Annotated in this window: 26 protein-coding genes; 6 read left to right on the top strand and 20 right to left on the bottom strand. The window is 67.2% G+C overall.

The genetic code is table 11. The features are described 5' to 3' along the window. Positions 1-10: 10 nt before the first annotated feature. The 6 genes from A5733_RS27655 to dxr form a co-directional block, all read right to left on the bottom strand. Positions 11-1,894 carry a hypothetical protein gene (locus A5733_RS27655; protein ID WP_198938730.1) on the bottom strand — a complete coding sequence of 628 codons (1,884 nt, stop codon included), beginning with the start codon at positions 1,892-1,894 and terminating at the stop codon, positions 11-13. Between the two features lie 29 nt (positions 1,895-1,923). Continuing rightward, a complete protein-coding gene (locus tag A5733_RS05165; protein WP_076239345.1) occupies positions 1,924-2,199 on the bottom strand; it encodes a hypothetical protein in 276 nt (91 codons plus the stop codon). Between the two features lie 97 nt (positions 2,200-2,296). Continuing rightward, complete coding sequence (locus A5733_RS05160; protein WP_076239344.1) at positions 2,297-3,151, bottom strand: GNAT family N-acetyltransferase; 855 nt, start codon at positions 3,149-3,151, stop codon at positions 2,297-2,299. Between the two features lie 56 nt (positions 3,152-3,207). Then, on the bottom strand, positions 3,208-4,341 hold the full coding sequence (ispG, locus tag A5733_RS05155; protein WP_076239343.1) for a flavodoxin-dependent (E)-4-hydroxy-3-methylbut-2-enyl-diphosphate synthase: 1,134 nt from the start codon (positions 4,339-4,341) through the stop codon (positions 3,208-3,210). A gap of 29 nt (positions 4,342-4,370) precedes the next feature. Beyond that, positions 4,371-5,591: an RIP metalloprotease gene (locus A5733_RS05150; protein WP_076239342.1), complete on the bottom strand. Its 1,221-nt coding sequence runs from the start codon at positions 5,589-5,591 to the stop codon at positions 4,371-4,373. After that, entirely contained in the window at positions 5,588-6,772 is a 1,185-nt protein-coding gene (gene dxr, locus A5733_RS05145; protein WP_076239341.1) for a 1-deoxy-D-xylulose-5-phosphate reductoisomerase, read from the bottom strand. Before dxr ends, A5733_RS05150 begins: the two co-directional genes overlap by 4 nt. Positions 6,773-7,077: 305 nt before the next feature. Between dxr and A5733_RS05140 the strand changes: the two genes are divergently transcribed. Continuing rightward, the gene (locus A5733_RS05140) at positions 7,078-7,989 is read left to right on the top strand and encodes a hypothetical protein (protein WP_142253817.1); all 912 of its coding nucleotides are present in this window, start codon (positions 7,078-7,080) and stop codon (positions 7,987-7,989) included. Positions 7,990-7,994: 5 nt separating this feature from the next. On the opposite strand, the gene A5733_RS05135 is transcribed toward A5733_RS05140, so the two are convergent. Further along, positions 7,995-9,488, bottom strand: a complete 1,494-nt coding sequence (locus tag A5733_RS05135; RefSeq protein ID WP_198938729.1) for a hypothetical protein — start codon at positions 9,486-9,488, stop codon at positions 7,995-7,997. 70 nt (positions 9,489-9,558) lie between these two features. Then, entirely contained in the window at positions 9,559-10,440 is an 882-nt protein-coding gene (locus A5733_RS05130) for a TIGR03619 family F420-dependent LLM class oxidoreductase (RefSeq protein ID WP_076239339.1), read from the bottom strand. Positions 10,441-10,633: 193 nt separating this feature from the next. Here A5733_RS05130 and A5733_RS05125 point away from each other — a divergent pair, with 193 nt between their 5' ends. Next, entirely contained in the window at positions 10,634-10,888 is a 255-nt protein-coding gene (locus A5733_RS05125; protein ID WP_076239338.1) for a DUF2631 domain-containing protein, read from the top strand. A 21-nt stretch (positions 10,889-10,909) separates the two neighbouring features. Here A5733_RS05125 and A5733_RS05120 read toward each other — a convergent pair whose 3' ends face one another. Both A5733_RS05120 and A5733_RS05115 read right to left on the bottom strand, forming a co-directional pair. Next, a complete protein-coding gene (locus tag A5733_RS05120; protein WP_076239337.1) occupies positions 10,910-11,776 on the bottom strand; it encodes an acyl-CoA thioesterase II in 867 nt (288 codons plus the stop codon). Next, positions 11,776-12,387 (bottom strand): hypothetical protein, encoded by a 612-nt coding sequence (locus tag A5733_RS05115; RefSeq protein WP_231965813.1) that lies wholly within the window; start codon positions 12,385-12,387, stop codon positions 11,776-11,778. Before A5733_RS05115 ends, A5733_RS05120 begins: the two co-directional genes overlap by 1 nt. A 207-nt stretch (positions 12,388-12,594) precedes the next feature. Between A5733_RS05115 and A5733_RS05110 the strand changes: the two genes are divergently transcribed. Continuing rightward, positions 12,595-13,302 carry a DUF427 domain-containing protein gene (locus tag A5733_RS05110; protein ID WP_076239336.1) on the top strand — a complete coding sequence of 236 codons (708 nt, stop codon included), beginning with the start codon at positions 12,595-12,597 and terminating at the stop codon, positions 13,300-13,302. Between the two features lie 49 nt (positions 13,303-13,351). Further along, positions 13,352-13,825, top strand: coding sequence for a polyketide cyclase (locus A5733_RS05105; protein WP_067774789.1), 474 nt, complete (start codon positions 13,352-13,354; stop codon positions 13,823-13,825). Here the strand turns inward: A5733_RS05105 and A5733_RS05100 are convergent. From A5733_RS05100 to A5733_RS05065, 8 genes are all read right to left on the bottom strand, one after another. Next, positions 13,818-15,071, bottom strand: coding sequence for a MinD/ParA family protein (locus A5733_RS05100; RefSeq protein ID WP_076239335.1), 1,254 nt, complete (start codon positions 15,069-15,071; stop codon positions 13,818-13,820). The two genes, A5733_RS05105 and A5733_RS05100, sit on opposite strands and share 8 nt — an antisense overlap. Positions 15,072-15,211: 140 nt before the next feature. Then, positions 15,212-16,135 (bottom strand): alpha/beta hydrolase, encoded by a 924-nt coding sequence (locus tag A5733_RS05095; RefSeq protein WP_076239334.1) that lies wholly within the window; start codon positions 16,133-16,135, stop codon positions 15,212-15,214. A 3-nt stretch (positions 16,136-16,138) separates the two neighbouring features. Continuing rightward, entirely contained in the window at positions 16,139-17,647 is a 1,509-nt protein-coding gene (locus A5733_RS05090; RefSeq protein WP_369830901.1) for a flavin-containing monooxygenase, read from the bottom strand. Between the two features lie 5 nt (positions 17,648-17,652). After that, a complete protein-coding gene (locus tag A5733_RS05085) occupies positions 17,653-18,390 on the bottom strand; it encodes an SDR family NAD(P)-dependent oxidoreductase (RefSeq protein ID WP_369830904.1) in 738 nt (245 codons plus the stop codon). Further along, entirely contained in the window at positions 18,381-19,166 is a 786-nt protein-coding gene (locus tag A5733_RS05080; RefSeq protein WP_076239331.1) for an HpcH/HpaI aldolase/citrate lyase family protein, read from the bottom strand. Before A5733_RS05080 ends, A5733_RS05085 begins: the two co-directional genes overlap by 10 nt. Next, positions 19,163-20,131 (bottom strand): zinc-binding dehydrogenase, encoded by a 969-nt coding sequence (locus A5733_RS05075; protein ID WP_076239330.1) that lies wholly within the window; start codon positions 20,129-20,131, stop codon positions 19,163-19,165. Before A5733_RS05075 ends, A5733_RS05080 begins: the two co-directional genes overlap by 4 nt. A gap of 1 nt (position 20,132) precedes the next feature. Next, on the bottom strand, positions 20,133-21,362 hold the full coding sequence (locus tag A5733_RS05070; protein ID WP_076239329.1) for a cytochrome P450: 1,230 nt from the start codon (positions 21,360-21,362) through the stop codon (positions 20,133-20,135). Between the two features lie 7 nt (positions 21,363-21,369). Next, positions 21,370-22,074, bottom strand: a complete 705-nt coding sequence (locus A5733_RS05065; RefSeq protein WP_067774810.1) for an NIPSNAP family protein — start codon at positions 22,072-22,074, stop codon at positions 21,370-21,372. A gap of 76 nt (positions 22,075-22,150) precedes the next feature. Between A5733_RS05065 and A5733_RS05060 the strand changes: the two genes are divergently transcribed. Together A5733_RS05060 and A5733_RS05055 are read left to right on the top strand one after the other, a co-directional pair. Further along, on the top strand, positions 22,151-23,014 hold the full coding sequence (locus A5733_RS05060; protein ID WP_076239328.1) for an SMP-30/gluconolactonase/LRE family protein: 864 nt from the start codon (positions 22,151-22,153) through the stop codon (positions 23,012-23,014). A 9-nt stretch (positions 23,015-23,023) separates the two neighbouring features. Further along, entirely contained in the window at positions 23,024-23,845 is an 822-nt protein-coding gene (locus A5733_RS05055) for a thioesterase family protein (RefSeq protein WP_076239327.1), read from the top strand. 27 nt (positions 23,846-23,872) lie between these two features. Here the strand turns inward: A5733_RS05055 and A5733_RS05050 are convergent, their stop codons facing one another. Both A5733_RS05050 and A5733_RS05045 read right to left on the bottom strand, forming a co-directional pair. Continuing rightward, on the bottom strand, positions 23,873-25,069 hold the full coding sequence (locus tag A5733_RS05050) for an alpha-hydroxy acid oxidase (protein WP_076239326.1): 1,197 nt from the start codon (positions 25,067-25,069) through the stop codon (positions 23,873-23,875). Continuing rightward, positions 25,066-25,974, bottom strand: coding sequence for a cyclase family protein (locus A5733_RS05045; protein ID WP_076239325.1), 909 nt, complete (start codon positions 25,972-25,974; stop codon positions 25,066-25,068). Before A5733_RS05045 ends, A5733_RS05050 begins: the two co-directional genes overlap by 4 nt. Between the last annotated feature and the right edge of the window lie 22 nt (positions 25,975-25,996).

Below are 25,996 nucleotides of genomic sequence, written 5' to 3'. Positions count from 1 at the left end.
GATTTTAATCCTAACCTAACGGTATGTGCCAATATGGGTCCGAGCGACTGATCGTCCTACCGGTCACGGGGTTAACCGCCTGGCCCGCGCTGTTCTCGTACGACACGTACCCACCGGGATACTGATAGTCGCCTGTTGTAGTCGGATCCATGACGCGGACGCGGGCCACTCTTGAATCCAACCCTTCGGTACCGGCTGGAATCTCATAAACCATTCCCTTGCCATTATCGGCGACGGTCCCCGTGGCACCAGGAGGTACGACAGGAAGCGATTCGTTCCCAGGTCCGACGATTGCCTCTGGTTGCGGATGTGATATCCCGGGGCCGTCTCCAGGCGAACCAGTGCTGCCTGGGTCCAAATCAGTGTGGCCAGCACTCGGAGCGTCGGTATCTGGAGCCACTGGCGTGTCCGGTGTGTGATGTCCGCCGCTCGGGACGTCGTCGTGGGTATGCGGCGCAACCGGCGTGTCTACGTGAGGTGTTGGGACATCGTCGAGATGGCGGGCGCCAGAAATGATGTCGAGGCCATGTTCGAGCCCTTCAGCAAGAGGCTTACCGAACGGGAGGGGGAGCATCCCTGCGGAGTCGAGAATGGCTTGGGCTTTGTCTTCTCCAGAAGCCTGACCCCAGTTGTTGAACGTGTCGATGTCCTTGGCCACGTCAGGTATCAGGCCGAAGGTGTTTTCACTGAGCTGGTGATTGGCGTCGGCGAGCGTGTCTGAAATGCTGGGCGGCGGCGGAAACGCTTGTTTGTCAGCGTTTTCCGGTAGCGGCGGCACTGGGACGGTGGGCCCGCCGTGAGTCGCCGCAGCTGCGTTGAGATCCCGCAGCGCATCAGTCTGTACCGTTAGCTCACGGCGGGCATCGAATACCGCCTGGGTCAGCGACTTGGTCTCGTCGGGGCTTGGACCCGACCCGGCCCCGTGCACATAGCCGTGCCCGAAGGCAGCATTCGCCTTGGCTTCGGCCGCTGCGAGGTGCTGACGGGCCGCCTCCACCCGCGCACGTTGCTGATCGATCGTCGCCTTGTCCGGCGCCGCTGGCAGCCGGCTCAGCGCAGGCGGTAGACCGGGGTGCTTCTCGTCACCGGGCTTGCCCTGCTCAGCCTCTCGCGGCTTACCCTCCGGTGAATCGTTGGCGCCCAACAGGTCCCCCAACCCGGTTGGGTCGGAATTTTTGCTGTCCGCCGGCACTTCGCCTTCTGGCTTCTTCGCCGCGTCCTCAACGGATTTGGGCACCGCGAACGGGCCGATCTGACCCGGCGCCTGCCCGGGGACCGCTGGCTTCTTCTCGCCTGGTTCGCCCTTCTCCTCAGCGTCATGCTGGATCTTGTTGTCTACCAGCCGAACCCTGCCCTCACCGTTATCGCGGCCTTCAGCTTCGCCGTCGAATCTGATCCCATCCAGCTCAGCCGCTTTGGCCTGCAGGCGTTCACCGACGAACGAATCGGTCTGAGCAAGGCGCTCGGCGTACCAGCGGATGTCCTCGGCATGCTCGTTGAGCGAATTCTGCCGGGCGCGCATGGAGAAGACGTCGACCCGCCTGGTGTCGGTCACCGACAGGTCGTCGGCAACACTGAACCCATCGCTCTCGGCGGCACTGATCGCGGCGACCGCCTCAGACCGGGCCATGCTGATGTCATGGCGGCCGGTCTCAGCGATGTCGGCGGCCTCTCGCAACACCCCGCCCTGGCGGCCAACAACCACCACATCTCCGGTCGCCCGCTCCAGAGCCGCATCTTTTGCGTCACCTGCCCAGGTCGTCCCGCCGGGTGAGGCGATGTTCTGGCGGTGCTGAGCGAACGCGTCCTCAGACTGCGAGGCTGCCACGCGCCACGTCGTCGCCGCGGTGTCCAGGTAGGAGGTATCCCAGTTCTCGATCTCCGAGCGGGTCAACCCCGGACCGTCACCGGAGCCCGCTGGGCTCACACGGTCACCGTGATGGCATCACGACCGTCGGAGTCAGTGCTGTCGTAACGGGCACTACTGACGGAAAGATCCTCGGCTTGCCCGGTTATCCGCGTCGACTGGCGCCCCTGCGTCGCGGCCAGCGCCGCATTGACCGCAGCCACTCCGGCCGCGCTGGGATGTGACGACGACGGCCCGCCTGCCCCAACCCCACTCAGCGCCGTGGCAGTGAGTTCACTGCTGCCCGCTGCTACACGCAGACCACTCGCATCGACTTCCAATTCGTTTGCCACGTCAATCCCCCAACTGGCGAAACACCCTGGTCGCGAGATTACCTCACCATTTGCGCCCAAGCGGAAAGCCGGCGACTGCTAGCAATGGGGACCCGCTTCAGTCCAGCAACACCGTGGCGAAGGTGCCGACCTGTTCGAACCCGATGCGCGCGTAGGTCGCGCGGGCGACGGTGTTGTAGCTGTTGACGTACAGGCTCGCGATCCGGCCCGAGGCCACCACCGCCGCCGCCAACGCCGCCGTTCCCGCCGTGCCCAGTCCGTGACCCCGCCACTCCGGGTGCACCCAGACCCCCTGGATCTGACCGACGGCCGGCGACTGGGACCCGACCTCGGCCTTGAACACCACCTCGCCCCGCTCGAACCGGGCCCATGCCCGTCCCGCGGCGATCAGCCCGGCGATCCGGCGGCGGTAGCCACGGCCGCCGTCCCCCAGCCTCGGATCGACGCCCACCTCGCCGATGAACATGTCGACCGCGGCCACCAGATACGCGTCGAGTTCGTCCATTCGCACCGGCCGGACTGCGGGATCGATCGCGCAGTGCGGCACCGTGTCCAGTGCCATCAGCGGCTGTTGCTCACGGACGTCGCGCGCGGGGCCCCACACCGATTCCAGTCGACGCCACATCGGCATCACGAGCTCGGCCCGGCCCACCAGCGACGAACAGCGTCGGGCGGTGCTCATCGCCTTGTCCGAGAACGCCTTCAGGTCGTCGGCGTCACCGCGCAGCGGGATCAAATTGGGCCCGGCGTAACACAGGGATTCGGTGACGCCGCGTCGGGTCCACAGCTCGCCGCCGATGGCGCCGTGCTCGACACCGAACTCGGCCACCCGCGCAGCCACCATGCACGAACCCACCGGGTCCTCGTCGAACACCTGCAGACAGGGGGTGGCGTCTCGCACCACGGAAACTCGACGCTCGTCGACGAGGCGGAACAGTGGCGGAGCCGACATGGACAATTCTCTCTGCTCAAGCCGAGGCTGGGGTGACCCCGCTCACAGGGTCGCTATCAGCTTACGGTCACCACTGGCGAACCGCTTGCATCATCTGAACCCGACTCTTCGGCCAACCGCATGGCCTCTTCGATCAGAGTCTCGACGATCTGTGCTTCCGGGACGGTCTTGATCACCTCACCCTTGACGAAGATCTGGCCCTTGCCGTTGCCGGAGGCAACCCCGAGATCAGCCTCGCGCGCCTCGCCCGGGCCGTTGACCACGCAACCCATCACTGCCACGCGCAGCGGGACATCGAGCCCGTCCAGCCCCGCGCTGACCGCGTTGGCCAGCGTGTAGACGTCGACCTGGGCCCGTCCGCAGGACGGACACGACACGATTTCCAGGCCGCGCGGACGCAGGTTCAGCGACTCCAGGATCTGGTTGCCGACCTTGACCTCTTCGGCCGGCGGCGCCGACAACGACACCCGGATGGTGTCGCCGATGCCCTTGGACAACAACGCGCCGAAGGCCACCGCGGACTTGATGGTGCCCTGGAACGCCGGCCCGGCCTCGGTCACCCCGAGGTGCAGCGGGTAGTCGCACTGGGCGGCCAACTGCGTGTAGGCCTCGACCATGATCACCGGGTCGTTGTGCTTGACGCTGATCTTGATGTCACCGAAGCCGTGTTCCTCGAACAACGACGCCTCCCACAGCGCCGACTCGACCAACGCCTCGGGCGTGGCCTTGCCGTACTTCTTCATCAACCGCGGATCCAGCGAGCCGGCGTTGACGCCGATGCGGATCGGGATGCCCGCATCACCTGCAGCCTTGGCCACCTCCTTGACCCGGCCGTCAAACTCCTTGATGTTGCCCGGGTTGACGCGCACGGCCGCGCAGCCGGCGTCGATCGCGGCGAAGATGTACTTGGGCTGGAAGTGGATGTCGGCGATGACCGGGATCTGGCTGTGCCGAGCGATCTCGGCGAGCGCATCGGCATCCTCCTGCCGGGGGCAGGCCACCCGCACGATGTCGCATCCCGACGCCGTCAGTTCCGCGATCTGCTGCAGCGTCGCGTTGACGTCATGGGTCTTGGTGGTGCACATCGACTGCACCGCAATGGGATGCTCGCTGCCGATGCCGACGTTGCCGACCATCAGCTGACGGGTCTTGCGACGGGGTGCCAGGACCGGCGCCGGAGGCGCAGGCATTCCCAGACCGATGGAAGTCACGGGTTCTCCTATTGGAAGATGCTGAGTGGGTTGACCAGGTCTGCCGTCACGGTCAGCAGCATGTAGCTGACCACGACCAGAAGCACCACGTACGTGGCCGGCATGAGTTTGAGGTAGTTGACGGGTCCGGCGGCCACTTTGCCGCGGGCCGCCCGGAACATGTTGCGGATCTTCTCGTACGTCGCCACCGCGATGTGGCCGCCGTCGAAGGGCAGCAGCGGCACCAGGTTGATCGCGCCGAGCACGAAGTTCAGCTGGGCCAGGAAGAACCAGAACGCCACCCACAGCCCGGCCTCGACGGTCTCGCCGCCGATGATGCTCGCGCCGACGACGCTGATCGGGGTCTCCTTGTCGCGCTCTCCCCCGCCGATCGCCTCGACCAGAGCACCGATCTTGGTGGGAATCTTCGCCAGCGACTTGCCGAGTTCGACGGTCAGGTCGCCGGTGAAGGAGAGGGTGCCGGGGACTGCCGTGATCGGGTTGTACTTCGTCGGCGGGGCGACCGGGACCGCGCTGACGCCGATGGCGCCGACGGTGGCCGGTTCTTTGGCGTCGGCACTGGTGAACCGCTGTGTCTGGGTGACGTCGACGACGGTGGTGATGGTCTGGCCGTCACGCTTGAGTTCGATGGGCACCGGGCCGTGGAGTTTGCGTACCGCGGCGGCCATCTGGCTGAAATCGGAGACGGTGGTGTCGCCGACCTTGACGATCTCGTCCCCGGCCCGGATACCGGCCTGCGCCGCGGGGCCGGCACCCTGGCACTCGCCCATCTTCTCCAGGCTCAATTGCGGTGCGACACAGCCGGTTTCACCGACGATCGCCGTGGTGGGCTGGTTGATGTTGGGCAGGCCCCACATGATTGCCACCCCGTACAGCAGCACCAGACCGATGATGAAGTTCATCGCGGGACCGGCGAACAGCACCGCGACGCGCTTCCAGACCTTCTGCTTGTACATGGCGTACGGCCGGTCTTCGGGCGCGATCTCGTCGACCGAGGTCATGCCGGCGATGTCGCAGAACCCGCCCAGGGGGATGGCCTTGAGGCCGTATTCGGTCTCGCCGAGACGGTTGGGGCGCCGGGTCGACCACAACGTCGGACCGAAGCCCACGAAGTAGCGGCGCACCTTCATGCCGGTGGCACGCGCCACCCACATGTGCCCGCATTCGTGCAACGCCACCGAGATCAGGATGGCGAGCGCGAACAGCGCGATACCGATTGCGAACATCATTTGCTGACGAGCCCTTTTCTCACGGATGTCTTCTCGGACCGCGTAGCGATGGCGCGCCGTGCCTTCTCCCGGGCCCAGCGCTGCGCGTCGAGTACGTCTTCCACGGTAGCGGGTTCGGCGGCCCACTGGTCGGCAGCGTGCACCACGTCACCGACGGTGTCGACGATGGCCGGGAACGGGATGCGGCCGGAAAGGAACGCTTCTGCTGATTCCTCGTTGGCGGCGTTGTACACCGCCGTCAGGCAACCACCGCGGGTTCCAGCCTCGGCCGCCAGGCGCACCGCGGGGAACACTTCGTGGTCCAGCGGCAGGAACTCCCAGGTGGACGCGGTGGTGAAGTCACAGGCCAGGGCCGCGCCGGGGATCCGGTCAGGCCACCCCAGGGCCAGGGCGATCGGCAGCTTCATGTCGGGCGGGCTGGCCTGGGCCAGCGTCGAGCCGTCGGTGAAGGTCGCCATCGAGTGCACGATCGATTGCGGGTGCACCACCACCTCGATGCGCTCGTAGTCGATCCCGAACAGCAGATGGGTCTCGATCAACTCCAGGCCCTTGTTGACCAGCGTCGCCGAGTTCAGGGTGTTCATCGGGCCCATCGACCAGGTCGGGTGCTTGCCGGCCTGCTCGGGAGTCACCGATTCCAGGTCGGCGGCCGACCAGCCCAGGAACGGTCCGCCGGAGGCGGTCAAGACGATCTTGGCCACCTCGTCGGGTGTCCCGCCGCGCAGACACTGGGCCATCGCCGAATGCTCGGAGTCCACCGGCACGATCTGTCCCGGCGCGGCGGCCTTGAGCACCAGCGGACCGCCGGCGACCAGTGACTCCTTGTTGGCCAGGGCCAGTCGCGCGCCGCTGGCCAACGCGGCCAGGGTCGGCGCCAGGCCCAGCGCCCCCACCAGCGCGTTGAGCACCACGTCGGCCTCGGTGTTTTCCACCAACCGGGTGACCGCGTCGGGGCCGGAGTAGGTCACGTCGCCGACCTTGTCGGCGGCAGCCGGGTCGGCGACGGCGATGTCGGTGACGCCGGTCGCGGCGCGCTGGGCGGCGAGCAGGTGGGGGTTGCCGCCGCCGGCCGCCAGCCCGACGACCTCAAAGCGGTCGGGATTGGCAGCGATGACCTCGAGCGCCTGAGTGCCGATCGATCCGGTGCTTCCCAGTATCAGCACGCGCTTTCTGTCGCTCACCGTTACATTGTGCCGCGCACGCGCGTGGCCGGCCCAATGCGGCACGGGGCGGCTCGCGGCGCCCGTTCGGTGTGCCGCCCATCCGTATGCTGGGACGACCGCCACAACTCCACACCGAGGGACCAGATTCGCCAATGGCTGCAGCCGAGAATGCACACGTGATTCCCGTGACTGCCCGGACCGAGTACCTGACCAGCCGGCATCGCCTGTCTGGGATCACCGCCGGCGCGATGCTGGGATCCGGTTTGATCGCCCTGGTCGGACTCAACTACGCCGGAGTCTCCGGACTCCTCACCGCCATTGTCGTGGCGGTGCTGGTCACCCTCGGACTGGGCGCGGTGGCCTACGGACGGATGAGTGTGCCCGGCGCGGTATTGGTCACCGTCGCCGGCGACACCGTCTATCTCGGCGACAAGAACCACGAAATCGTCAGCTACCCGCTGTCATCGCTGGTCTCGGTAGGACAGGGCGGCCCGGCCGAGCACACGGCAACCGACGGTCGGCGCCTGACGGTTCGTGGTCAGCACTACCTGACGTTGACCTTCGCGGCAGCCGACGGCCGTCACGATGAGTGGCGGATCGCCGCCGTCAGATCAGATCCGGCGGTGACCGAGATCGTGGAGCGGCTGGAGGCGGCGCTGCCGGCGGTTCAACCGACCGCACCGCCGGTGTCGGGTGCACGAATTGCCGACGCCGGAACCGACGAGGCCGCGAAACGGTTGTGGGCCGAAGCTGCCCGGCGCCACGACGACATTCTCGGCGCCTACGGCGCGTACGAACTGGACCCGGCGATGCTGTTGCGCTACCCCGCCATCACGGATGTCACCGTCGAGCCCACGCAAACGTTCCACCTCGCACTCGATGAGGCCCAGGCTCTACGCACCGAGGCTTATCCGGGCAACCGGGGCCTGGCCGACGCCTACCAGCAAGCGGTAGTGACACTGCGCCGCGCCTGGATCGCGTGCGAATCGCACGGCAAGAAGGTGGGCACGTCCTATCTCGAACCGGCCGACCGGACCGAAATGGACACCGCGCTCAAGCTCTACAACCACGCCGCCTCGAGCACCACACCGGCCGAACAGGCCACCTACTACGGGCGGGTGCGCGAGATCGTCACAAAACTCGTCGATCGCGGCGTCCTGCACCCGCCGAAAGGCCAACTGGCACAGCTGGAAGGCGTCACCCGCCGCGCGATCGAGGCAGCCCGGTCCAGCTGACCGCTTCAGGTGGCACCCGGCGCGAGGAACTCTCCGGAGACCGAGTACGTGCCGGTCGCGGCGTCCACCCCGGCGAGTTCGATCCGAATCGCCAACCGGGACGGATCGATCTCCCGGTCCGTCATCCAGATGTGCACGGCCTCACGTTCGTACGGTTCCAGCGCGCCACGCTGCATGGCCTGTGCGCGAACGGATTCGAAGACATCCGGCGCGATGTCGTCGAAAGCGAAGGTCTGCCTGCCCGCGTTGTACGACTCGTCGGTGACCTCGGGCAACTCCCCCGGCACGATGATGATCTTGCCGGACCGCTCCCCGGTCTGGAACTCGAGCAGCACACCGCCGTTGGTCTGGAGTTCACTGGCATGGGCGATCGGGGTGGCCCGGTGAGTGCCGCGGATCTCGAAGTTCGTCAGCACCCGGTCTGACGGCGCTATCCCGGCCGACGCCAGCGCATCCCGCGCCTTGTGGAACGACACGGCGAAATCTGCCGGGTCGAAGATCTCACCGACGGTGCCGTCCGGAAGCGCGTTGATCGTCTTGCTGGCGAAGGTGCCGCTGAGGATCACCGGCGCGCCGGGAGCCGACCGTTTGATCTCCAGGGTGTCGAGTTTCCGCCTGCCGGAATCGAGTTGGCGGGACATCTTGTCGACGATGGCGATCAGGTCGGTGGCGGCGATGTCCGACGCGGAGAAGGTGCTGTCCTTGCGCAGCACTTGCGCCGACGGCGTGGTGAACGCGTCCCCGCCGTTGTTGACGTAGACGATCGTGGTGTCGCCGTTGGTCGGGTCGAGCACCGTGCCGTAATCGGACCCGCTGCCGGTGAACCGGAGACTGAGCAGGTTGTTGGCCGCTGCGGGGCCGAACTGTTCGGTGATCGCCCGGATCATGCCGTCGCGGCGGGCGTTGAGGTTCATGTCCTTGGACGTGGGCGCGGTCTCGGCTCGCGGCGCGGGTGATGCGGGCCGGTCGAATGAGATATGCCAGGCGTCGCCGACACCGAACAGGACGGTCAGCGTCACCAGGATGGTGATGGCCGGGGAGATCAGCGCCCACCGGCCGGGGTGGTCATCGAACCGGGGTGTGCGCGTCACGTCACGCCGAGGTAATCCGTTGGGCGCCAACGTGGTCGACGGGTTATCAGCCAGGGCACGGAAGTCTGCCTGCGACATCGAGGCGATCCAGCGCGCCTGGTACTCGGTGTCGTGCGGCGGGCTGACTGTCGCACTCACCAACGTCGGCTGCATTTCGTCGTCGGTGAAACTGCTGCGGGTCAGCGCCTCGACCCGCACCGGCACCGAATGCGGGGCCGACGCGTTCTCGAAGACCTCAAGTTCGGAGAGGCGTGAGGCCCGCGGCACCATCGCCACACCGACCACGATCAGCGGGACCGAGACCAACAGCGCCAGCCACCACGCGTTGTAGGCACCCACGCCAATACCGAGCGCGATGATGACGCCGGCCGCGCCGGCCTGGCCGACACGTAGCGCCGCGCGGTTCATCGAGCGTCCTCTCTGCACACCGGTTTTGCGCGATCATAGTGAGCACCGCCGCGAGGCGCCCGCGCGTGGCTTACCGCACCTTCGCGATGATCGACTCGGCGAATCGTTCGATGGGGCCGCGGAATCGGTCCGGCCCGGAGGCAGCGGCTGAATCCGCGGGTTCCGTTACGGCCCATGGCGCGCACATCACCGCGGTGATGCCGAGATCCTCGGCCCGCTTGTACAGATTCGGCGACGGTGGGTCCAGCAGGGCCAGGATGATCTCGAACGGCTCGTGCTCCCGGCCGTATTCACGGCGCAGCCCCGCCAGCCGGCTGGTGTACCGGGTCGCCTGTTCCAGGGTGTAGGCGTAGCCGATCCATCCGTCGCAGGCCCGCGCCGCCCGCCGCAGCGCCGCCTCGGATTCGCCACCGCACAGGATCGGCACCCGCGCCGGCGGATGAGGTTCGATCGTCATCTCGGGAACCTGGTAGTAACGCCCCTCGAACGACACCCAACCGCCGCGCCACAGCTCACGCAGCGCCGGGATCATCTCGTCGAGCCGCCGACCACGGGTGTCGAAGTCCTGACCCATCAGTTCGAATTCCTCGCGCATCCACCCGACGCCGACGCCGAGGGACACCCGACCGTTCGAGATCACCGCTGCCGTCGCAACCTGCTTGGCGACCTCGAGCAGTGGGCGGGCCGGCGCCACATACACGGCGTTGGAGAACCGTAGCCGTCGCGTGAGGGCTGCCATCGCACCGATCAGGACCCAGGAGTCGGGCCAGGCGGTCTCCGGTGCCCACGGTGGCGTGCCGCTCGGTGAATCCGGGTAGGGCGAGGACAGTTCGCGCGGATAGATCATGTGATCCGAGCAGACCATGCCGTGGTATCCGGCCTCGTCGAGCAACGGTGCCACCACCAGTGCATCGGCGGTGTCCATGAACGCCGTGCCACTCCAGAACTGCATCTACCAACCCTTCTGTGTATCCGTATCGGGAAACTGTCCGTACCAGGGCAAGATCTGCCGTTCGGCGCGGGTGAGCAGGCGGCCGAGGGACCGCAGCCTGAATTGAGCGCCGGGGGTCGGCATACGACGCAGCGTCGTATGCCAGAATGTCGGCAAGCCAGCCTGAAGCCAGTTCGATCCTGAGGAGCAACCCGTGGCCAGCACCGAGGTGGAGCGACACAACGGCGTCGACGTCGAGGACGTGCCGTCCGCAGCATGGGGCTGGTCCCATCTGAACATCAGGGTGATCCACATCGGCGGCCTGCTGTCGGCGGCCTTCTTGCTGGTGATGCTGCGCGGAAACCACGTCGGACGTGTCGAGGACTGGTTCCTCATCTCGTTCGCGGTCCTCATCGTGTTGGCCGTCGCTCGCGACTGGTGGCTGCGCCGCCGCGGGTGGATTCGCTAGGCGCATCCCTGCGCGCCGGCCCTACAACCGGGCCGGCACATCGATGGCGGTATCGGTCGCGCGCATCGAGCGGATCAGCCCTTCCTGCGTGAACGAGGCCAAGAGGTCGCCATCTTCGGTGTGTACCTGACCGCGGACATATGACATTCCCTGGCCGGCCGCAGTGCTGTCGTGGCTGTAGAGCAACCAGTCGTCCCATGCCACCGTGTCATGGAAGACAACCGTTGCCGACATCAGCGCCGTCGACAACGTCGCATGCGCCTGCGCGGTACCCACCCCGCGATGGGGCCGCATCGTGGTCGAGATGCCGAGTTGCCCGGTGAAATACGCCAACAGCGCCTTGGCCAGATCGTCGCGCGCCGGGATCGGGTCATAGCGCAGCCAGGCATGCAGTTCGGGCGGGCCCACTTCGCCGGGACTGTTGACGTCGACGATGTCGACCAGGCGCAACTCGTGGCCGTCCATGGCCGGTGTCCCCGGATAGGCATCGGCGGGGGTCTCGACGTCGGGCCGTAGCGCGTGGTGGTTGATCACCTCACCGCCAGGCACATCGGCCAGCACCGTTACCGTGGCGCACCGCCGTGAATCCTGCTGCACGGCCACCACGGCGGTGGCGGTCGAGCGGCCCTCGTGCACGACGTCGACCGACAGCTCGACGGTGGAGTCGATCACGACGGGCCTGGTGAAGACCGCATGTGCCGAACGAATCGTCTTGTTCGGGAATCGCTTTGCGGTTGCCACGATCACCTGACCCAGCGCTTGTGTGCCTTTGGCCACCTGCCGGCCATCGGTGCCGGCGGGTCCGGTCACGCCGACGAATCGATCGGGACCGGCCGGGGCCACGTCGAACACGTCGAGCAGACCGGCCACTGACGCCCGTCCCGCCATCAACACACCGGGACCAGATCAGAATCCAACAGGCCCGCGGACCGGCCATACCGGTACATGGTCTCGACTGCGCCGGTCGGCCGAGCATCGGACCCGAGCACCGCAGATGCGTGCGCCTTGAACGCCAACGCGGCCGCACTCGGCCGGTAGTTCACCCGGTGCACCTGACCGGTGAGGCCGTCGGGAGCTCGCCACCCGAAAAACACCGCGTCACCGAGATCGCGCATCGCGGCCGGTTCCAGACGGTCGACGCTGATCGCCGTCATCGTGACCGCTTCACCCTCATCTGCGTCTGTTAGCGAGAGCGCTTCGGGCTCAACGAGTTTCACACCGAGGATGCCCAACGCCCGCCGGTCGGCGGCAACGTCGGCGCCCTGGCCGACGGCCACGCCCACCCGCCAGCCCGCCATGGCCCGGTCGAACAACCATCCGCCGATGCCGGACACCACCGGGGCGACTTCTGCGGCCACCACGGTGAGCTCGTACCGCACGGCCCGCTCCGGCCACACCCGCCGCCGGGTGATCGGCACGGTGAGCGACCCGGCGGCGGGCGATTCGCCGACCGCGGGTACCTCGGACAACTGCACGGACATTTCTGGCTGTGGGGACATAAGGCATCCATTCCGGGTCCAGAGGCCTGATCGGCCGGTACGTCTCGAGGGTTGTTGCGGTGTCGTCCGCCTCATCCAACAGCGTGACATTCTCAAGATAATCTGTAAAGCTTCTATCTTGACGCGCCGATCGCCGCACCGGAGATGGTCGGGGCGTCCCCGCCCGCGCGCCGCGGCCAGCGGGTCGGCCAAAGTGGAGGTGGCGCAATGAGTCTCGTTGCCGGGCGTGGCCCATTGAGCACCCAACCGGCCGGTTGGTTCACTCCCCCGCTCGCCGGCGCCACCGTGTACATCGAGCCCCATCCGCGCCGTATCCAAGCCGTTCGCGGTGACATCGTCGTACTCGACACCGAGCACGCCCTGATGGTGCACCGCGCCGGCCACCCACTGAGCTATGCGTTTCGCAGCGACGAGGTCGGCGGCCTCCCCCACGAGCCGGTACTCGAGGCGCCGGGATACGTCTCGGTACCGTGGGATGCCGTCGACGCCTGGTTCGAAGAAGGCCGCAAGCTCGTGCACTATCCGCCCAACCCGTATCACCGGATCGATTGCCGGCCGACCCGACGCAGCCTGCGGGTGACCGCTGCGGACACCGTCCTGGTCGACACCGACGAGACGGTGGTCGTCTTCGAAACTGCGCTGGAGCCCCGCCTCTACGTCGACCCGGCCCAAGTCCGCACCGACCTGTTGCAGCCCAGCCAGACCACGTCGTACTGCAACTACAAGGGCACCGCCCGCTACTGGTCGGCGGCGATCGGCGACAGCGTCATCGCCGACGTGGCCTGGAGTTACCCCGACACCCCGCCGGAATCCCTGCCGATTCAGGGATTCTTCAGCTTCGACCCGACGCGTGTGGACGTGCTCGCCGAGCTTCCCACCCCGGGCGATTCGGCAGCCTGCGGCTGCGATCTGTGACCGGCACAACCTTGAAACCAACCTTGAAACCAGAGGAGAGCGAACACCATTGGGCATCGTGACCACCAGCTCCGAGACAGCGTTCACCCAATCCGCCGAGGAGATCTACGATTTCGTCACCAACCCGGCGAACTGGGTCAAGACCTACCCGGGCAGTGCCCACATCGGCGGACTACCGGAACGATTGCCGTTGCAAGTCGGTGACACCTGGACCGAGGCCGGGCCGGACGGGACGCAGATCTACACCTGGCATCTGGCGATCGCGATGCGGCCACGCCTGTGGGTGTTCAACTCGGTGGGCCGGCTGGGACATGACCGAGATGGCAACGGCGGCATGGACGGCCGGATCACCGTGCAGTACCAGTTCACCCGGCCGGGTAACGACGTCACGCTCTTTGGCCGCACGATGACCATCGAGGCCTACAAGGACACCCCGCTGCCGGATGCGCTGTTCCGCGTGGTGAATCCGGCGAACATCGACAGGTATCACGCCGCGGTCGCCCGGGAGCTCGCGCTCAGATGAGTGGCGCGCCGCCCTCGAAGTCGTCGGACAGGGCCGCGGCCAGCTCCAGGATGCGACGCCGGTAGGCCGGCCGCAGCAGGTCGAACTGGATGTCGGTGCCCGCGGCGATGTGCTTGTCCCACGGCAGCACGACCACCCGGCCGGGAGCCACATGCTTTTGGAACTGGTGTACCAGGTCACCGGTATTCACGTTGGGTTTGCGCGGACCCACGTGATTGATGACGACACAGGAGCGGTTCAGCAGCTCCTGATGGCCGTTCTGCCGCAGCCAGTCCATGGTCACCGCCGCTTGGCGGGCTCCGTCGATGGAGGCACTGGCCACGATCACCGCGCCGGACACCGTTGCCAACACGCCGCGGGCCGCCGAGGCGAACATGTCGGCGGCGCAATCGGCAAGGACGAGGTTGTAGTGCTTGGAGACCGCGGCGGTGGCGGAGTTCCAGTCCACATCGTTGAATGCCCGGCCGGCCCGGCTGTATTCGTCACCGGCAAGCACTTCGAGCTTGGACTCGTTCATGCTCGTATAGGCGCGGACATCGTTGTAGCGCGAAAGGTCCTTGGCCGCCAGCAGATCGCTCACGGTCGCCGCGGACTGTCGCCCGGCCCGATCGGCCAGATTGCCGCCTGCCGGATCGGCGTCCACCGCCAGGATGCGGTCACCGCGCACCGCGCTGAGCACCGATCCCAGAGCCACGGTGACGGCGGTTTTACCGACGCCGCCCTTCAGGCCGAACACGCCGATCTGATAGGACTCTCGCGCTGTGCGGCGCACCCGGGCGTACAGATCGAGTTCGTACAGTTCGTCGCGGGACAACCCGAGGTTGAGACGGGTCATGACATAGACCGCGCGTCGCCAGCCGCGACGGGGTTGCATCTTGACGGCCGAACGCACGCCGACGCGGGCCAGGTTGTCGATCGCGCGCAGCTCGCCGGCGGCCGCCGCGGGAACCGGCTGCTCCAGAATCCAGTTACCGGCGGTCGGCGAGGCGTTGGCCGGCGGGGCGATGGGGCGACGCGGGCTCACCGGCGGCAGCTTGGCCGTGATCTCGGATTCGCCGGGGACGGCGAAATTCGAGGTGAGGACGACCGGCGGGGTCGAAACCCGGGCATCGTCGGGCCGCGACCGGCCGTGGGGCAGCGCCGCCACCGGACCACCCAGCAGGGCGTCGAGCCCGCCGTAGTCCAACGTGCCCCGGGCGTGTTTGGGGTCTCTGGAGTACGTGAGCCGGTCGTCGTCGGCCGACATAGCCACCTCTCAATCGCTCACTTGCCCGCGGTTGCCCGTGCCGGCTCCCCGTGCCACAGACCTGGATTATTGCCCACAATATTGCCAATATTTGCCGACAACCACCGCCGAGCCGATGTCCGAGGCGGTCAGCTACCGGCTCAGCCGTGCAGGGCACGGCGCAATGCCGCGCCCTGCAGGGCGAAGAGTTGTTGGCTGACCTCCCACTCGGGAAGCAGCGAATCGAAGCCATGGCAGGTCCCGGCGAACAGGTGGAGTTCGGTGGCAACTTCCTGTTTCAGCAGGCTGCGGGCGTAGTCCAGCGCCTCGTCACGCAACGGATCGAGCTCCGAGCAGGTGATGAGGGCCGGCGCCACACCGGCCAGCGCGTCGGTGCGAGCCGGCACCGCCACCTCGGTGATGTCGCGACCACCCGAGTAGTGCCGCCACATCGCCACGGTGGCCGGACCATCGAACCCGGGGGTGTCGACGAACTCCTCCTTCGACCCGGTGCGCCGGTTGTCGAGCACCGGTTGGTGCAGGGCCTGGAACACCACCGGCGGTGCCGAGCCGGCCGCGGAGTGTTGGGCCAGCAACGCCGCCAGTGCGCCGCCGGCGCTGCTGCCGGCCACGGCGATCCGGTCGGCATCGATGTCAAGCTCGGCGGCCATCGTGGCGGCCCAGTTGAGCACCACCATGGCGTCGTCGAAACCAGCCGGGTACGGCGCTTCCGGAGCCAACCGGTAGTCCATCGCGATCACGGTGCAGCGGGCGCGTCGCGCCAACTCCACGCATTGGATCTGGTCGGTGTCGAGATTGCCCAGAACGAAGGCGCCGGAATGGCAGTAGATCACCGCAGGCGCGGGTGTGGGGCCGCCGCGATAGAGGCGCACGGCGATGGTGCGACGCCCGAGCGTGACCCGGCCCCCGACGATCTCCACGCCCGGGGCATCCAGCGCCTGCGCGGCCTCACGGCGACGCTGATCCAGTGACGTACGCACCGCCCCCAATGTCTCGGCGGACAGGTCGGTGCGCGCCTCGGCGAAGCCGCGCAGTGCGGGGTCGAGGCGCGCCCGCCAGGACACCGGTCAGCCGTCCGTTCGATCGGCGCCCGCACTGACCGCATCCGGTCGGGCGACGGGCGGGTCGAAGGTGTAGTCGCCCGGACGGAACCGTCGCGTCATCGTCCAGAACGCCCGGGCACTGCGCGGCCACTGCGTGACGACGCGTCCGCTGGGCGCCCGGAAATAGCTGCTGCACCGGGTGAGCCACACGGTGCCCTGCATCCACCGGTCGATGTCGGAGAGGAACGCCGCCATCGCCTCGGGCCGCACCGCGACATACGACTTGTGTTTGCGCCGAAGGTGTTTCAGGGCCCGTACCACGTAGCGGGCCTGAGCCTCCAGGATGAAGATGACGCTGTTGGACCCGACGTTGGTGTTGGGGCCGTAGAGCATGAAGAAGTTGGGGAATCCGGGAACGGTCATCCCCAGGTAGGCGAATGCTCCGTCACGCCAGGTGTCGTGTAGGGACACCCCGTTTTCCCCAGTCACCTCGATCTGGCCCAGATAGTCGGCCGCGGCATAGCCGGTGGCGCACACCACCACATCGACGTCGAGTTCCCGGCCGTCCTCGGTGACCAGCGTTCTCGCTCGCAACGCCCGCGCCGGGCTGGATACCACCTCGACGTTCGGTCGGGTCAGGGTCTGGATGAAGTCCGGTGAGAAAACCAGACGCTTGCAGCCCAGCGGGTGGTCCGGGGTGAGCCGGGCCCGCAAATCCTTGTCGGCCACCGTCGATTCGAGGAGGTTCAGCGCGATCGCCTTGAACTCCTGGGTCTTGTCGCTGCCGTTCTCGATCACCGCGATGTTGGACTCACTGCGCAACCACAGCCGGGTCCGGTAGATCTTCTTGGCGAACGGGATGTGGGCGAACAGCCAGCGTTCCCGTTCGGTGTAGGGCCGGTCGGGTTTCGGCAGCACCCAGGTCGCCGAGCGTTGCACCGAATACACCTTCTCGGCGACCTTGGCCAGTTCCGGAACTACTTGGGAGGCAGTCGATCCGGTGCCGAGAACGGCCACCTTGGCGCCATCGAGCTCGACATCGTGATCCCAGTTGGCGGTGTGCATGAGGGTGCCGGTAAAGGGTTCCTCCTGGATCAGGTCCGGCTGCAGCGGTTGGGTGAACAGCCCGATTGCCGACACCACGACGTCGAAGCGATGCTGCGCGCCGGTCGCAGTGGTCAGCACCCAGTTGCCGGCCTCGGCGTCCCATCGTGCCGCGACGATCTCGGTGTTCAGCTGCAGATGCGGGCCCAATCGGTACCGCTGGGCGCACCGCTCGAAATACTCGAGGATCTCCGGTTGGCCCGCCCACATCCGGCTCCAGTGGGCGTTGAGGTCGAACGAATACGAGTACAGGTGCGATTTCACGTCGCAGGCCAGACCCGGGTACGTGTTGATCCGCCAGGTGCCGCCGACGCCGTCTTCGCGGTCGAAGATGGTGAAATCGTCGAAACCGGCTTTCTTCAGGAAGATTCCGAGCGCCAGGCCGCCGGGGCCGGCGCCGATGATTCCCACCGATGCGGAGTTGCCCATGCGTGTCATCTGATCTGCAGACATTGGCCGCCGTCGACGAGCAGCTCGGAACCGGTGATGAACGAGGCTTGTTCGGACAGCAGAAACGCCACGGCGTCGGCGATCTCGGTGGGTGTGCCCAACCGGCCCAGGGTGGCCCGCTCGGCCAGCCGGGCCTGGGTCTTTTCATCGAGCATCGGCGTCTCGACCGGCCCCGGGAACACGGCGTTGACCCGGATGCCGTCCCGGCTCAGCTCGGCGGCGGCCAGCTGGGTAAGGCCCCGCAGCGCCCATTTTGACGAGCCATAGGCGGCATGGTGCGGGAACGGGCGGACCGCGCCGGTGCTGCAGGTGTTCACCACCGCGGCCCCTTCCGCCTGCCGCAGCGGTTCAAGGGCGGCCTGCAGTCCCAGGAACGGGCCGAGGCAGTTGACCCGCCAGGAGGCCTCGAATCCTTGCGGGGTTTCCTCGGCGATCGAGGCCCGGTGCAGCACACCGGCGTTGTTGACCAGTGCGTTGAGCCCTCCGAATTGTTTCATCGTTGCCTGCACCGCGGCCTGCCATTGTTCGGCCGAGGTGACGTCGAGCTTCACGGCCAGCACGCAATCACCGAATTCGGTTGTGCCAGCTGCCAGTTCGTCGAACAGCAGATCGGCCGCGGTCACCCGGTAGCCGTCGGCCACCAGGCGTGCCACGATGGCTGCACCTTGGCCCCGGGCAGCGCCGGTCACCAGGGCCACCCGCCCGGTTGCGCTCACTGATATCCCCTTCGTTCCGATTCGTCGTGGTTCTGTCCGATGGCTTCCTGCAGGTGCTCGGTGGCACCGCGGCGCAGGGCCTGCGACTCCGAGGCCAGGGTGATCATCTGGAACCCCACGTCGGCCATCGCTTTTCCGAGTCTTCCCGCCCCGGCATGAATCCCGGTGACCAAGCCCGCCGCGTGGGCGGCGTCCTTGATCGCGACCATCGATGCTCGTACGTCCGGGTGGGTCCAGGCGTCGGCGAGCTGGTAGCCCATCGAGATGGCCAGATCTGCCGGTCCGACGTACACGCCCGTGAGACCGGGAACGGCGCAGATCTCCTCGACGGCGGCCCGGCCGGCTGCCGTCTCGATCATCGCGAACACACTCACCCGCGATTCCAGTTCGGCGGTGTCCAACCCCATGCTGGCGCGCAACGGCCCGAAGCTGCGTACCCCGGCCGGAGCGAATCTGGTGGCCGCGACCGCCGCCGCGGCCTGCTCGGCCGATTCCACCATGGCGATGATCACCGCGTCGGCACCGGCGTCGAGTACCCGGCCGATCGGTGCGGCATCGGCCGAGGGCAGCCGCACCGCGGTCGCAATCGGCACGTGTTCCAACCGGCGCAGCAGCAGCGCCACGTCGGCGTCGTCGAGATAGCCGTGCTGGACGTCGAATCCCACGTAGTGGTAGCCCGCGGCCGCGAACTCCTCGGGGCCGATGATCGTCGGTCCGACCACCCAGCCACCCCAGACCTGGGCGTTGGCCGCCAGTGCGTCCTGCAGTCGGCTCGGGGTCATCGGGTGATCGCAATCTTGACGCGTTCGGGCATGGGGCGGCAGGCGAATTCGAATGCGGCCGGCACCTCGTCGACGCCGAAGGTGTGGGTCACGTAGCGGGGCAACAGATCCGGATGCTCGCGGGCGAACGCGTCGGCGCGACGTAACACGCGCTGACGGTCCAGGGTGACACCGGATTTGAGGGTCAGGTTGTTCCGCAACATGGTGCGCATGCTGATCGGGTAACTGTCGTCGTCGGGTACGCCGAAGTAGAACACCGTGCCGCCGAACGCGGCGGCCTCCAGCGCGTGGTTGAGGGTGGCGACCTGATGCCCAACGGCCTCGATGACGATGTCCGGTTTGCCGTCGGCGCCCAGATGCCTGACCCAGCGGTCACTGGTGGCACGGACCGCGTCGTCGACCCCGAACCGCGGGCCGATCGTGGTGCGGTCCACCGGGTCCACACCGGTGACCCGGGCGGCCCCCAAAGCCTTTGCCACATAGGAGAACAACAGACCGATCGACCCCTGCCCGATGACCGCGACGTGACGGCCGGTGACATCGGGCAACTGCTCCATGGCGTAGAGCACGCAGGCCAGCGGCTGCAGCCCCACCGCGAGCTCGGGGGCGAGCGCGGGGTCGTAGGTCACCAGCCCGGCACCGTCGGTGATTACGCGGCCCATCAGACCGTCGAAACCCGAGGCCCAGCCCACCACCCGCTCCCCCGCCCGATGATCGGGATGGCGGCTGGCCAGCACCTCGCCGACGATCTCGTGGATCGGGAAGCCGTTCATCTCCGCCGCGCAGGGACCGGTGTCACCCGGAAGCTTGCCCTGGGTGCCCTTGAATCCGGGCAGGTCGCTCCCGCAGATCCCGGCGGCCAGGAAGTCGAGCAGCACCTGGCCGTCGGACAGGGATTCCGGTGTGGGCTCGGCGATGTCGGATCGTTCGAACGTGAACGGTGCCACGAGGCGGTAACACCACATGTCACACCTCCACGGGAATGTTGTTCCAGCCCCACTGAAAACTCGACGGCGGGCGGGACGCCGCGGCCTCGTCGATGTGGTACTCGGGCACGCGTTTGAGGAACTCCTGGATCATGATGGTGATCTCCAACCGGGCCACGTGCACTCCCAGGCAGAAATGCTGGCCGTGCCCGAACGACAACAGCCGTTCGATCGGCCGGTTCCATACGAACTCATCCGGATTGTCATATTCCCGTTCGTCGCGGGCGGCCGAGGCCAGCAGCGTGATGATGCGCTGCCCGGGATTGATGGTCGTGCCGTGGACGGTGTACGGCCGCCGTACGGTTCGGGCGAACCACTGCGCCGGGGCGCTGTGCCGGATGATCTCCTCGCGTGCGATCGGCACGTTGCCGTCGAGATCCGCTCGCACCGCCGCCAATTGGTCGGGGTGCCGCAGCAACTGCCACAGCCCGGTCGCGGTGATCTTCGGGACGGTTTCGGTGCCGCCGATGAACACGCCCAGCATCTGCACGGCGGCTTCCATGTCCCCGAAGGCCGACCCGTCGGGCAGGCGGAAGTCGATCAGGGCGTCGGCGATCGGCACACTGCCGTCGGCACCCTCGGCACGACGACGTTCGATGATCGGGGTGAGATACGACAGATAGCCGGGCCGGGCGTTGCCCACCTCGACCCCTTCACCCGGTTGCGCGAGGCTGCCGGCATTGACGGTGGCCAGTACCTCTGGCGCCAGATCGGCTGGTAATCCGACGAAATCGCAGACCATCGCGGCCGCGACGATGCCACCATAATCCTGGGTGAGGTCGAACGTGCCACGCGGCAGCAACTCGTCGAGCCGCTCGTTGGCCAGCGTTCTGATCCGGTCAGCCAACTTGGGTACGGTCCTGATCCGGAACTGGGCGGACGTGCATTTGCGCACGTCCTCGTAGAGCGGCGAGTCGAAGTTTGCGTGAAAGGGCATGGGGTGCAACGGCGGATCGGGCACCGGGCCGTCGTTGTGGTGTGCCAAGACGTTCGCCGCCGGCAGGGTGCCCTCGGAGGCGACGAAGGTTCCGTCGTTGACGCCGAGCATGTTCCAGATGTCCTCGAACCGGGACAGCGCGTAGGTGTCCCACTTGTCGATGTAATACACCGGGTACTCGTCGCGCAGAATCCGGTAGTACGGCAACGGATTGGCCATCACGTCCGGATCGAAGGGATCGTAGGTGAACCCCTGCAGCACAGGTTGATTCATCGCATACCTACTTCAGCGGCGAGGGTGGCAGCGCCGAGAGGATCGAATCCTCCCAGCCGTCACGCAGGGCGGGCGCGACACTCATCCAGGTCACGATCTCCGCGGGCGGGTTCCCCTTCCACGACGGATAGTGGTTCTCGAAGCAGTCCCAGTCGTCGTCGAGCGCCCAATAGTGGATCACCTCGTTGAACCGGAACGTGGTGATGAACGACCCCAGCCAGCGTTTGCCGGTGCTCTCCGACCACGGCACATACAACCGTTCCAGTTCGCGGATGTAGTCGTCCTGACGCCCCGGCTTGGTCTCCATGATCTCCTGGATCACCAGTCCGGCACCGAACTTCGCATCCTGAAGCTGGGCGAGTGTGCGGTTGTACTTGCCGGCGTACATGATTCGGCCCTCGCCGCGGGCTCCGAGCTCGGACAGGTATGCCGCCCACTGCAGTGCGGGCTTCTCGTGACTGCCTCCGGCGGCTTGGGCCTTGCCGATGCGGGCATAGTCGGCGAAAGCGTCGATCTCCCAGATGATCGTCACCTGCGGCCAGTGCCCGTTGTACGGCGTGGTTTCCCAGATCGCGAACAGCCGGGCACCCAGCTCCTCCATCATCGGCTGATAGACCTCACCGAATGTCTGGGTGAACTGATCTGTCCGGCCCGAACCGAGATCGATGGTCTCGTGCAGATACAGCAGCGTGTGGCCGTAGAACTTCTTCATCTACCGCGCTCCGGTGGTTGACAGTGACACCCTGCGAGCGTGACACTTGGGGCGTGTTTTGTAAAGGCACGAGGATATGACGGCGGGAACCGAAGAGGCCGGGACAACCGAACTCGCACATGGCTTCTGTTTCGGTGAGGGCCCACGCTGGTTCGAAGGCCTGCTGTGGTTCTCCGACATGCTGGGCGAGGCCGTGCACACGGTCACCCTGTCGGGGGCCATGACCACCCTGCCCGTCCCCGGACATTCCCCGTCCGGTTTGGGTTTTCGGCCGGACGGCTCGCTGCTGATCGTTTCTACCCGAGGCCGCCAGGTGCTGCGCTACGACGGCGACACCGTGGAACTGTTGGTGGATCTCAGCGATCTCGTTCCCGCCGACCTCGGTGACATGGTTCTGGACGAACACGGTCGGGCGTACGTCGGGTCGCAGGCGCGTTCCCACGGCGTGATCGTGCGCGTCGACCCCGACGGCACGGCGAGCGTGGTTGCCGACAACCTTGACTTCCCCAACGGCATGGTCATCACCCCGGACGGCACCACCTTGATTGTCGCCGAATCCACCGCCCGCCGGCTCAGCGCCTTCACGATCCGCCCCGACGGCAGCCTCACCGATCGGCGCGTGTTCATCGAGGGGCTCGACGGCCCACCCGACGGGCTCGCCGTCGACGCCGAGGGCGGCGTGTGGGCGGCATTGACATTGGCGCACGGGTTCCAGCGCATCGCGCCCGACGGCTCCACGGTCACCGACCGCATCGATGCCGACGGACGCACCGCAATCGCCTGTGCCCTCGGCGGTGTCGAGGGGCGCACGCTGTTTCTCGTCACCACCACCGACGCCTACCCGGAACGGCTCGTCGGCACCAAGCTCTCGCGGGTCGACGCCGTGACGGTCGACATTCCCGCACCCGGCGATCACGACACCCATCACCATCACCACTGAACGGTAGACATGTCTGACTCCTACTACGAGCTGATCGACGCGAACGATCCGCTCGGCGAGAAGTTTCGCGCCACCGACATGGCGCGCGGCACCTGGTCGGCCTCGATCCAGCACGGCGCGCCGGTGTCGGCGCTGTTGGTGCGAGCGCTGGAACGCTGTGCGCACCGCGACGACACGCGGTTGAGTCGGGTGGCCATCGACTTGATGGGCGGTGTGCCGTCCGAAGGTGACCTGTGGGTGCGGGCCCAACTGGAACGCCCCGGCAAGCAGATCGAGCTCGTCAACGCCGAGATGCTGGCGCCCGGACCCGACGGCGAACCCCGGGTGGTGGCGCGGGCCGGCGGGTGGCGGATGCTGCAACTGGACACCACCGCCGTCGCGCATACGGGCGTCGAGCCGCTACCTCCGTTGGAGCAGGCCCGTAGCCGCGACATGGCCAAGAACTGGGAGCCCAACTATGTGCACAGCGTGGACTGGCGCTGGCTGACGGTGCCCCAGGCGCCGGGCCCGGGCGAGTCGTGGCTCAAGCCGACGGTCGATGTGGTCAAGGGTGAACCGATGACGCCGTTGCAGCGGCTGTTCGCGGTCGCCGACGACGCCAACGGCATCGGGTCGAAGATCGACATCCGCAAGTGGACGTTCCTCAACACCGATCTGGTGGTGCACATCCATCGCGTGCCCGACGGGGAGTGGATCGGCATCCGCGCCGACACCCACTACGGACCCGACGGCATCGGCACCACGGTCGGCACGTTGTTCGACGAGTCCGGGGCGGTGGGCGCGATCCAGCAGGCGGTGCTGGTCCGGCCCCGCCCACCCAGACGTTCTTAGCGCGAGCAGACGCAAAACCGTACCTTTTCACTCGCAGATGTACGGGTTTGCGTCTGTTCGGCGAAGAACTGAGGGGGTCAGGTCGGCCACACTCGCCACCCCCATCAGCGTCAGCGTCGAGCGCATCTCGGCAGCCAGGATGTCGAGCACCGCACCCACCCCCGCCTCGCCGGCGACGGCCAGCCCGTAGATGTAGGGCCGGCCGATCATCACCGCGTCGGCTCCCAGCGCCAGGGCCGTGACGATGTCGCTGCCGGTTCGCACGCCGCTGTCCAGCAGCACCGTGGCGCGGTCTCCGACAGCGTCGGCAATGTCTGGCAGCGCGTCGATCGAGGCGACCACGCCATTGAGTTGGCGCCCACCATGATTGGACACCACCACCCCGGTGGCGCCCACCTCGTCGACCGCACGTATCGCGTCGTCGGGCTCCAACACACCCTTGACCACGAAGGGTCCGTCCCAACGCTCGCGGAGTGCACCCACGTCGCGCCAGCTCAGGTCCGGCCGCATCCGGCGGCTCTGGATGCTGACCGATTCCACGGCACCCTTGGCGCCCGTGATGTGGGTGAGGCTGCGCATCGTCATCCGTTGATGACGCAGCAGCCCGTACCACCAGGCCGGCCGGATCGCGGCGTCGGCGATCCGGCGCGGGGTGAGGATCGGTGGATGCCCCATCCCGATGCGCCGCTCACCGGTCCGGTTGCCCTGCGCCGGGACGTCGACGGTCACCACCAGGGTGCGGTATCCGGCGTCACGGGCCCGGCTGAGCATGGAATCCGAGAACGGGCCGTCGCCCCAGGGGTAGAGCTGGAACCAGTGATCGGCCGAGGTGCCCGCGGCGACCTCCTCGATGGAGTACGACGACGCCGTGGACAGGGTGAGCCGGGTCCCGGCCTGTTCGGCGGCCCGGGCCGCGGCCAGCTCACCCGAGTAGTGCGCCAGGCCGGTGAGTCCGGTGGGCGCCAGCAGCACCGGCAGGTCGAGTCGTTGCCCGTCGATCGTCACGCCCAGATCGGCATCGGCGTGCCCGGACAGAACCCGTTGGCGCAGCTGCCATTTGGCGAAGGAGGCACGGTTGGCCCGCATCGTGCGCTCGTCCTCTGCCCCGCCGTCCAGGTAGGCCCACACCATGGCGGGCAGGGCCCGGCGTGCCGCGGTCCGGTAGTCCTCGATGCTGACCAGTGGCGTCGGGGTTCGCAGCCGGTACTGGAATGCCGGGCTCATTTGATCGCGATGGGCGTGACGGGGGACCCGACGGCGTTGCTGATGTGCAGCGGTGGCGCGACGAACAGGAAGCTCCACACGCCGTCGTCAGCGCAGTCGGCACTCAATGCGTCAAGGTCGAGGATCTCGGCCAGCGGCATGCCCATGTCGCGGATCAAGATGCAGTGCAGCGGCAGGGTCTCCCCTGTCTCACTGGGGATCACCTCGATGGCCCAGTTGTCGCTGCCCACCGCCGCGACACCGCGGTCGTGTAGCCAGCGGGCGCACTCGATGCCCAGGCCCGGCTCGGCGGACATCCAGCCGTCGCGGCCCTGCGCCAACAGGCGGGCCCGCCACCCGGTCCGCACGAGCAGGAAGTCGGCCTCCCCGACGGTCACACCCTGTGCCGCTTCTGCGGCCTTCAAATCGGCCGGGGTGATCGCGGTGCCCGGTTCCAGCCAATCCACCCCACGCAACCGGGCGATGTCGAGCAGCACCCCGCGACCGACGATCCGGTCGGTGAAGGCGTCGACGGCCAGCTGTCGGGCACCCGCGCGGGCCCCTACCTCGTCGGCGGAGTGTCCGTTGTAGAGCTTGCCGTCGTAACCGACATGCGACAACGCATCCCACTGAGTGCCGGATTGCAGCGGCATGATGATCCAGTCGTCAGCCACCTGCAGCCCGTGCGACTCGAAGTCGCTGTGCTGCATCGACATCAGGTGCACCGGGTTGTTCCGGCCGCCGACACCGCTCTGCGGTCCGTCTTTGCCCACCGGGATACTCAGCTGAAATACCTTGCCCGAACGGACTTCACCGGCCGCGGCCTGCACGTGGCGCGGCTCGACGAGGTTGAGGGTGCCGATCTGGTCGTCGGGCCCCCAGCGGCCCCAGTTGGACAGTTCGCGGCCGAGATCCTTGAAACTCACGCTTTACAGAGTTGCACAAAAT

Origin of the sequence: Mycobacterium sp. NS-7484 (assembly GCF_001953975.1) — a bacterium.
GTDB lineage: Bacteria > Actinomycetota > Actinomycetes > Mycobacteriales > Mycobacteriaceae > Mycobacterium.
Note: the sequence above shows the minus strand (reverse complement) of the source record. Positions and strands in the feature narration are given on the sequence as shown.

What these genes read in the sequence shown, in the direction of transcription:
- A5733_RS05160 (WP_076239344.1), bottom strand. Translation starts at nt 3,151, where the DNA reads ATGTCGGCTCCGCCACTGTTCCGCCTCGTCGACGAGCGTCGAGTTTCC.
- ispG (WP_076239343.1), bottom strand. Translation starts at nt 4,341, where the DNA reads ATGCCTGCGCCTCCGGCGCCGGTCCTGGCACCCCGTCGCAAGACCCGT.
- A5733_RS05150 (WP_076239342.1), bottom strand. Translation starts at nt 5,591, where the DNA reads ATGATGTTCGCAATCGGTATCGCGCTGTTCGCGCTCGCCATCCTGATC.
- A5733_RS05135 (WP_198938729.1), bottom strand. Translation starts at nt 9,488, where the DNA reads ATGAACCGCGCGGCGCTACGTGTCGGCCAGGCCGGCGCGGCCGGCGTC.
- A5733_RS05130 (WP_076239339.1), bottom strand. Translation starts at nt 10,440, where the DNA reads ATGCAGTTCTGGAGTGGCACGGCGTTCATGGACACCGCCGATGCACTG.
- A5733_RS05120 (WP_076239337.1), bottom strand. Translation starts at nt 11,776, where the DNA reads ATGGCGGGACGGGCGTCAGTGGCCGGTCTGCTCGACGTGTTCGACGTG.
- A5733_RS05115 (WP_231965813.1), bottom strand. Translation starts at nt 12,387, where the DNA reads ATGTCCCCACAGCCAGAAATGTCCGTGCAGTTGTCCGAGGTACCCGCG.
- A5733_RS05110 (WP_076239336.1), top strand. Translation starts at nt 12,595, where the DNA reads ATGAGTCTCGTTGCCGGGCGTGGCCCATTGAGCACCCAACCGGCCGGT.
- A5733_RS05100 (WP_076239335.1), bottom strand. Translation starts at nt 15,071, where the DNA reads ATGTCGGCCGACGACGACCGGCTCACGTACTCCAGAGACCCCAAACAC.
- A5733_RS05090 (WP_369830901.1), bottom strand. Translation starts at nt 17,647, where the DNA reads ATGGGCAACTCCGCATCGGTGGGAATCATCGGCGCCGGCCCCGGCGGC.
- A5733_RS05080 (WP_076239331.1), bottom strand. Translation starts at nt 19,166, where the DNA reads ATGACCCCGAGCCGACTGCAGGACGCACTGGCGGCCAACGCCCAGGTC.
- A5733_RS05075 (WP_076239330.1), bottom strand. Translation starts at nt 20,131, where the DNA reads ATGTGGTGTTACCGCCTCGTGGCACCGTTCACGTTCGAACGATCCGAC.
- A5733_RS05070 (WP_076239329.1), bottom strand. Translation starts at nt 21,362, where the DNA reads ATGAATCAACCTGTGCTGCAGGGGTTCACCTACGATCCCTTCGATCCG.
- A5733_RS05065 (WP_067774810.1), bottom strand. Translation starts at nt 22,074, where the DNA reads ATGAAGAAGTTCTACGGCCACACGCTGCTGTATCTGCACGAGACCATC.
- A5733_RS05060 (WP_076239328.1), top strand. Translation starts at nt 22,151, where the DNA reads ATGACGGCGGGAACCGAAGAGGCCGGGACAACCGAACTCGCACATGGC.
- A5733_RS05055 (WP_076239327.1), top strand. Translation starts at nt 23,024, where the DNA reads ATGTCTGACTCCTACTACGAGCTGATCGACGCGAACGATCCGCTCGGC.
- A5733_RS05050 (WP_076239326.1), bottom strand. Translation starts at nt 25,069, where the DNA reads ATGAGCCCGGCATTCCAGTACCGGCTGCGAACCCCGACGCCACTGGTC.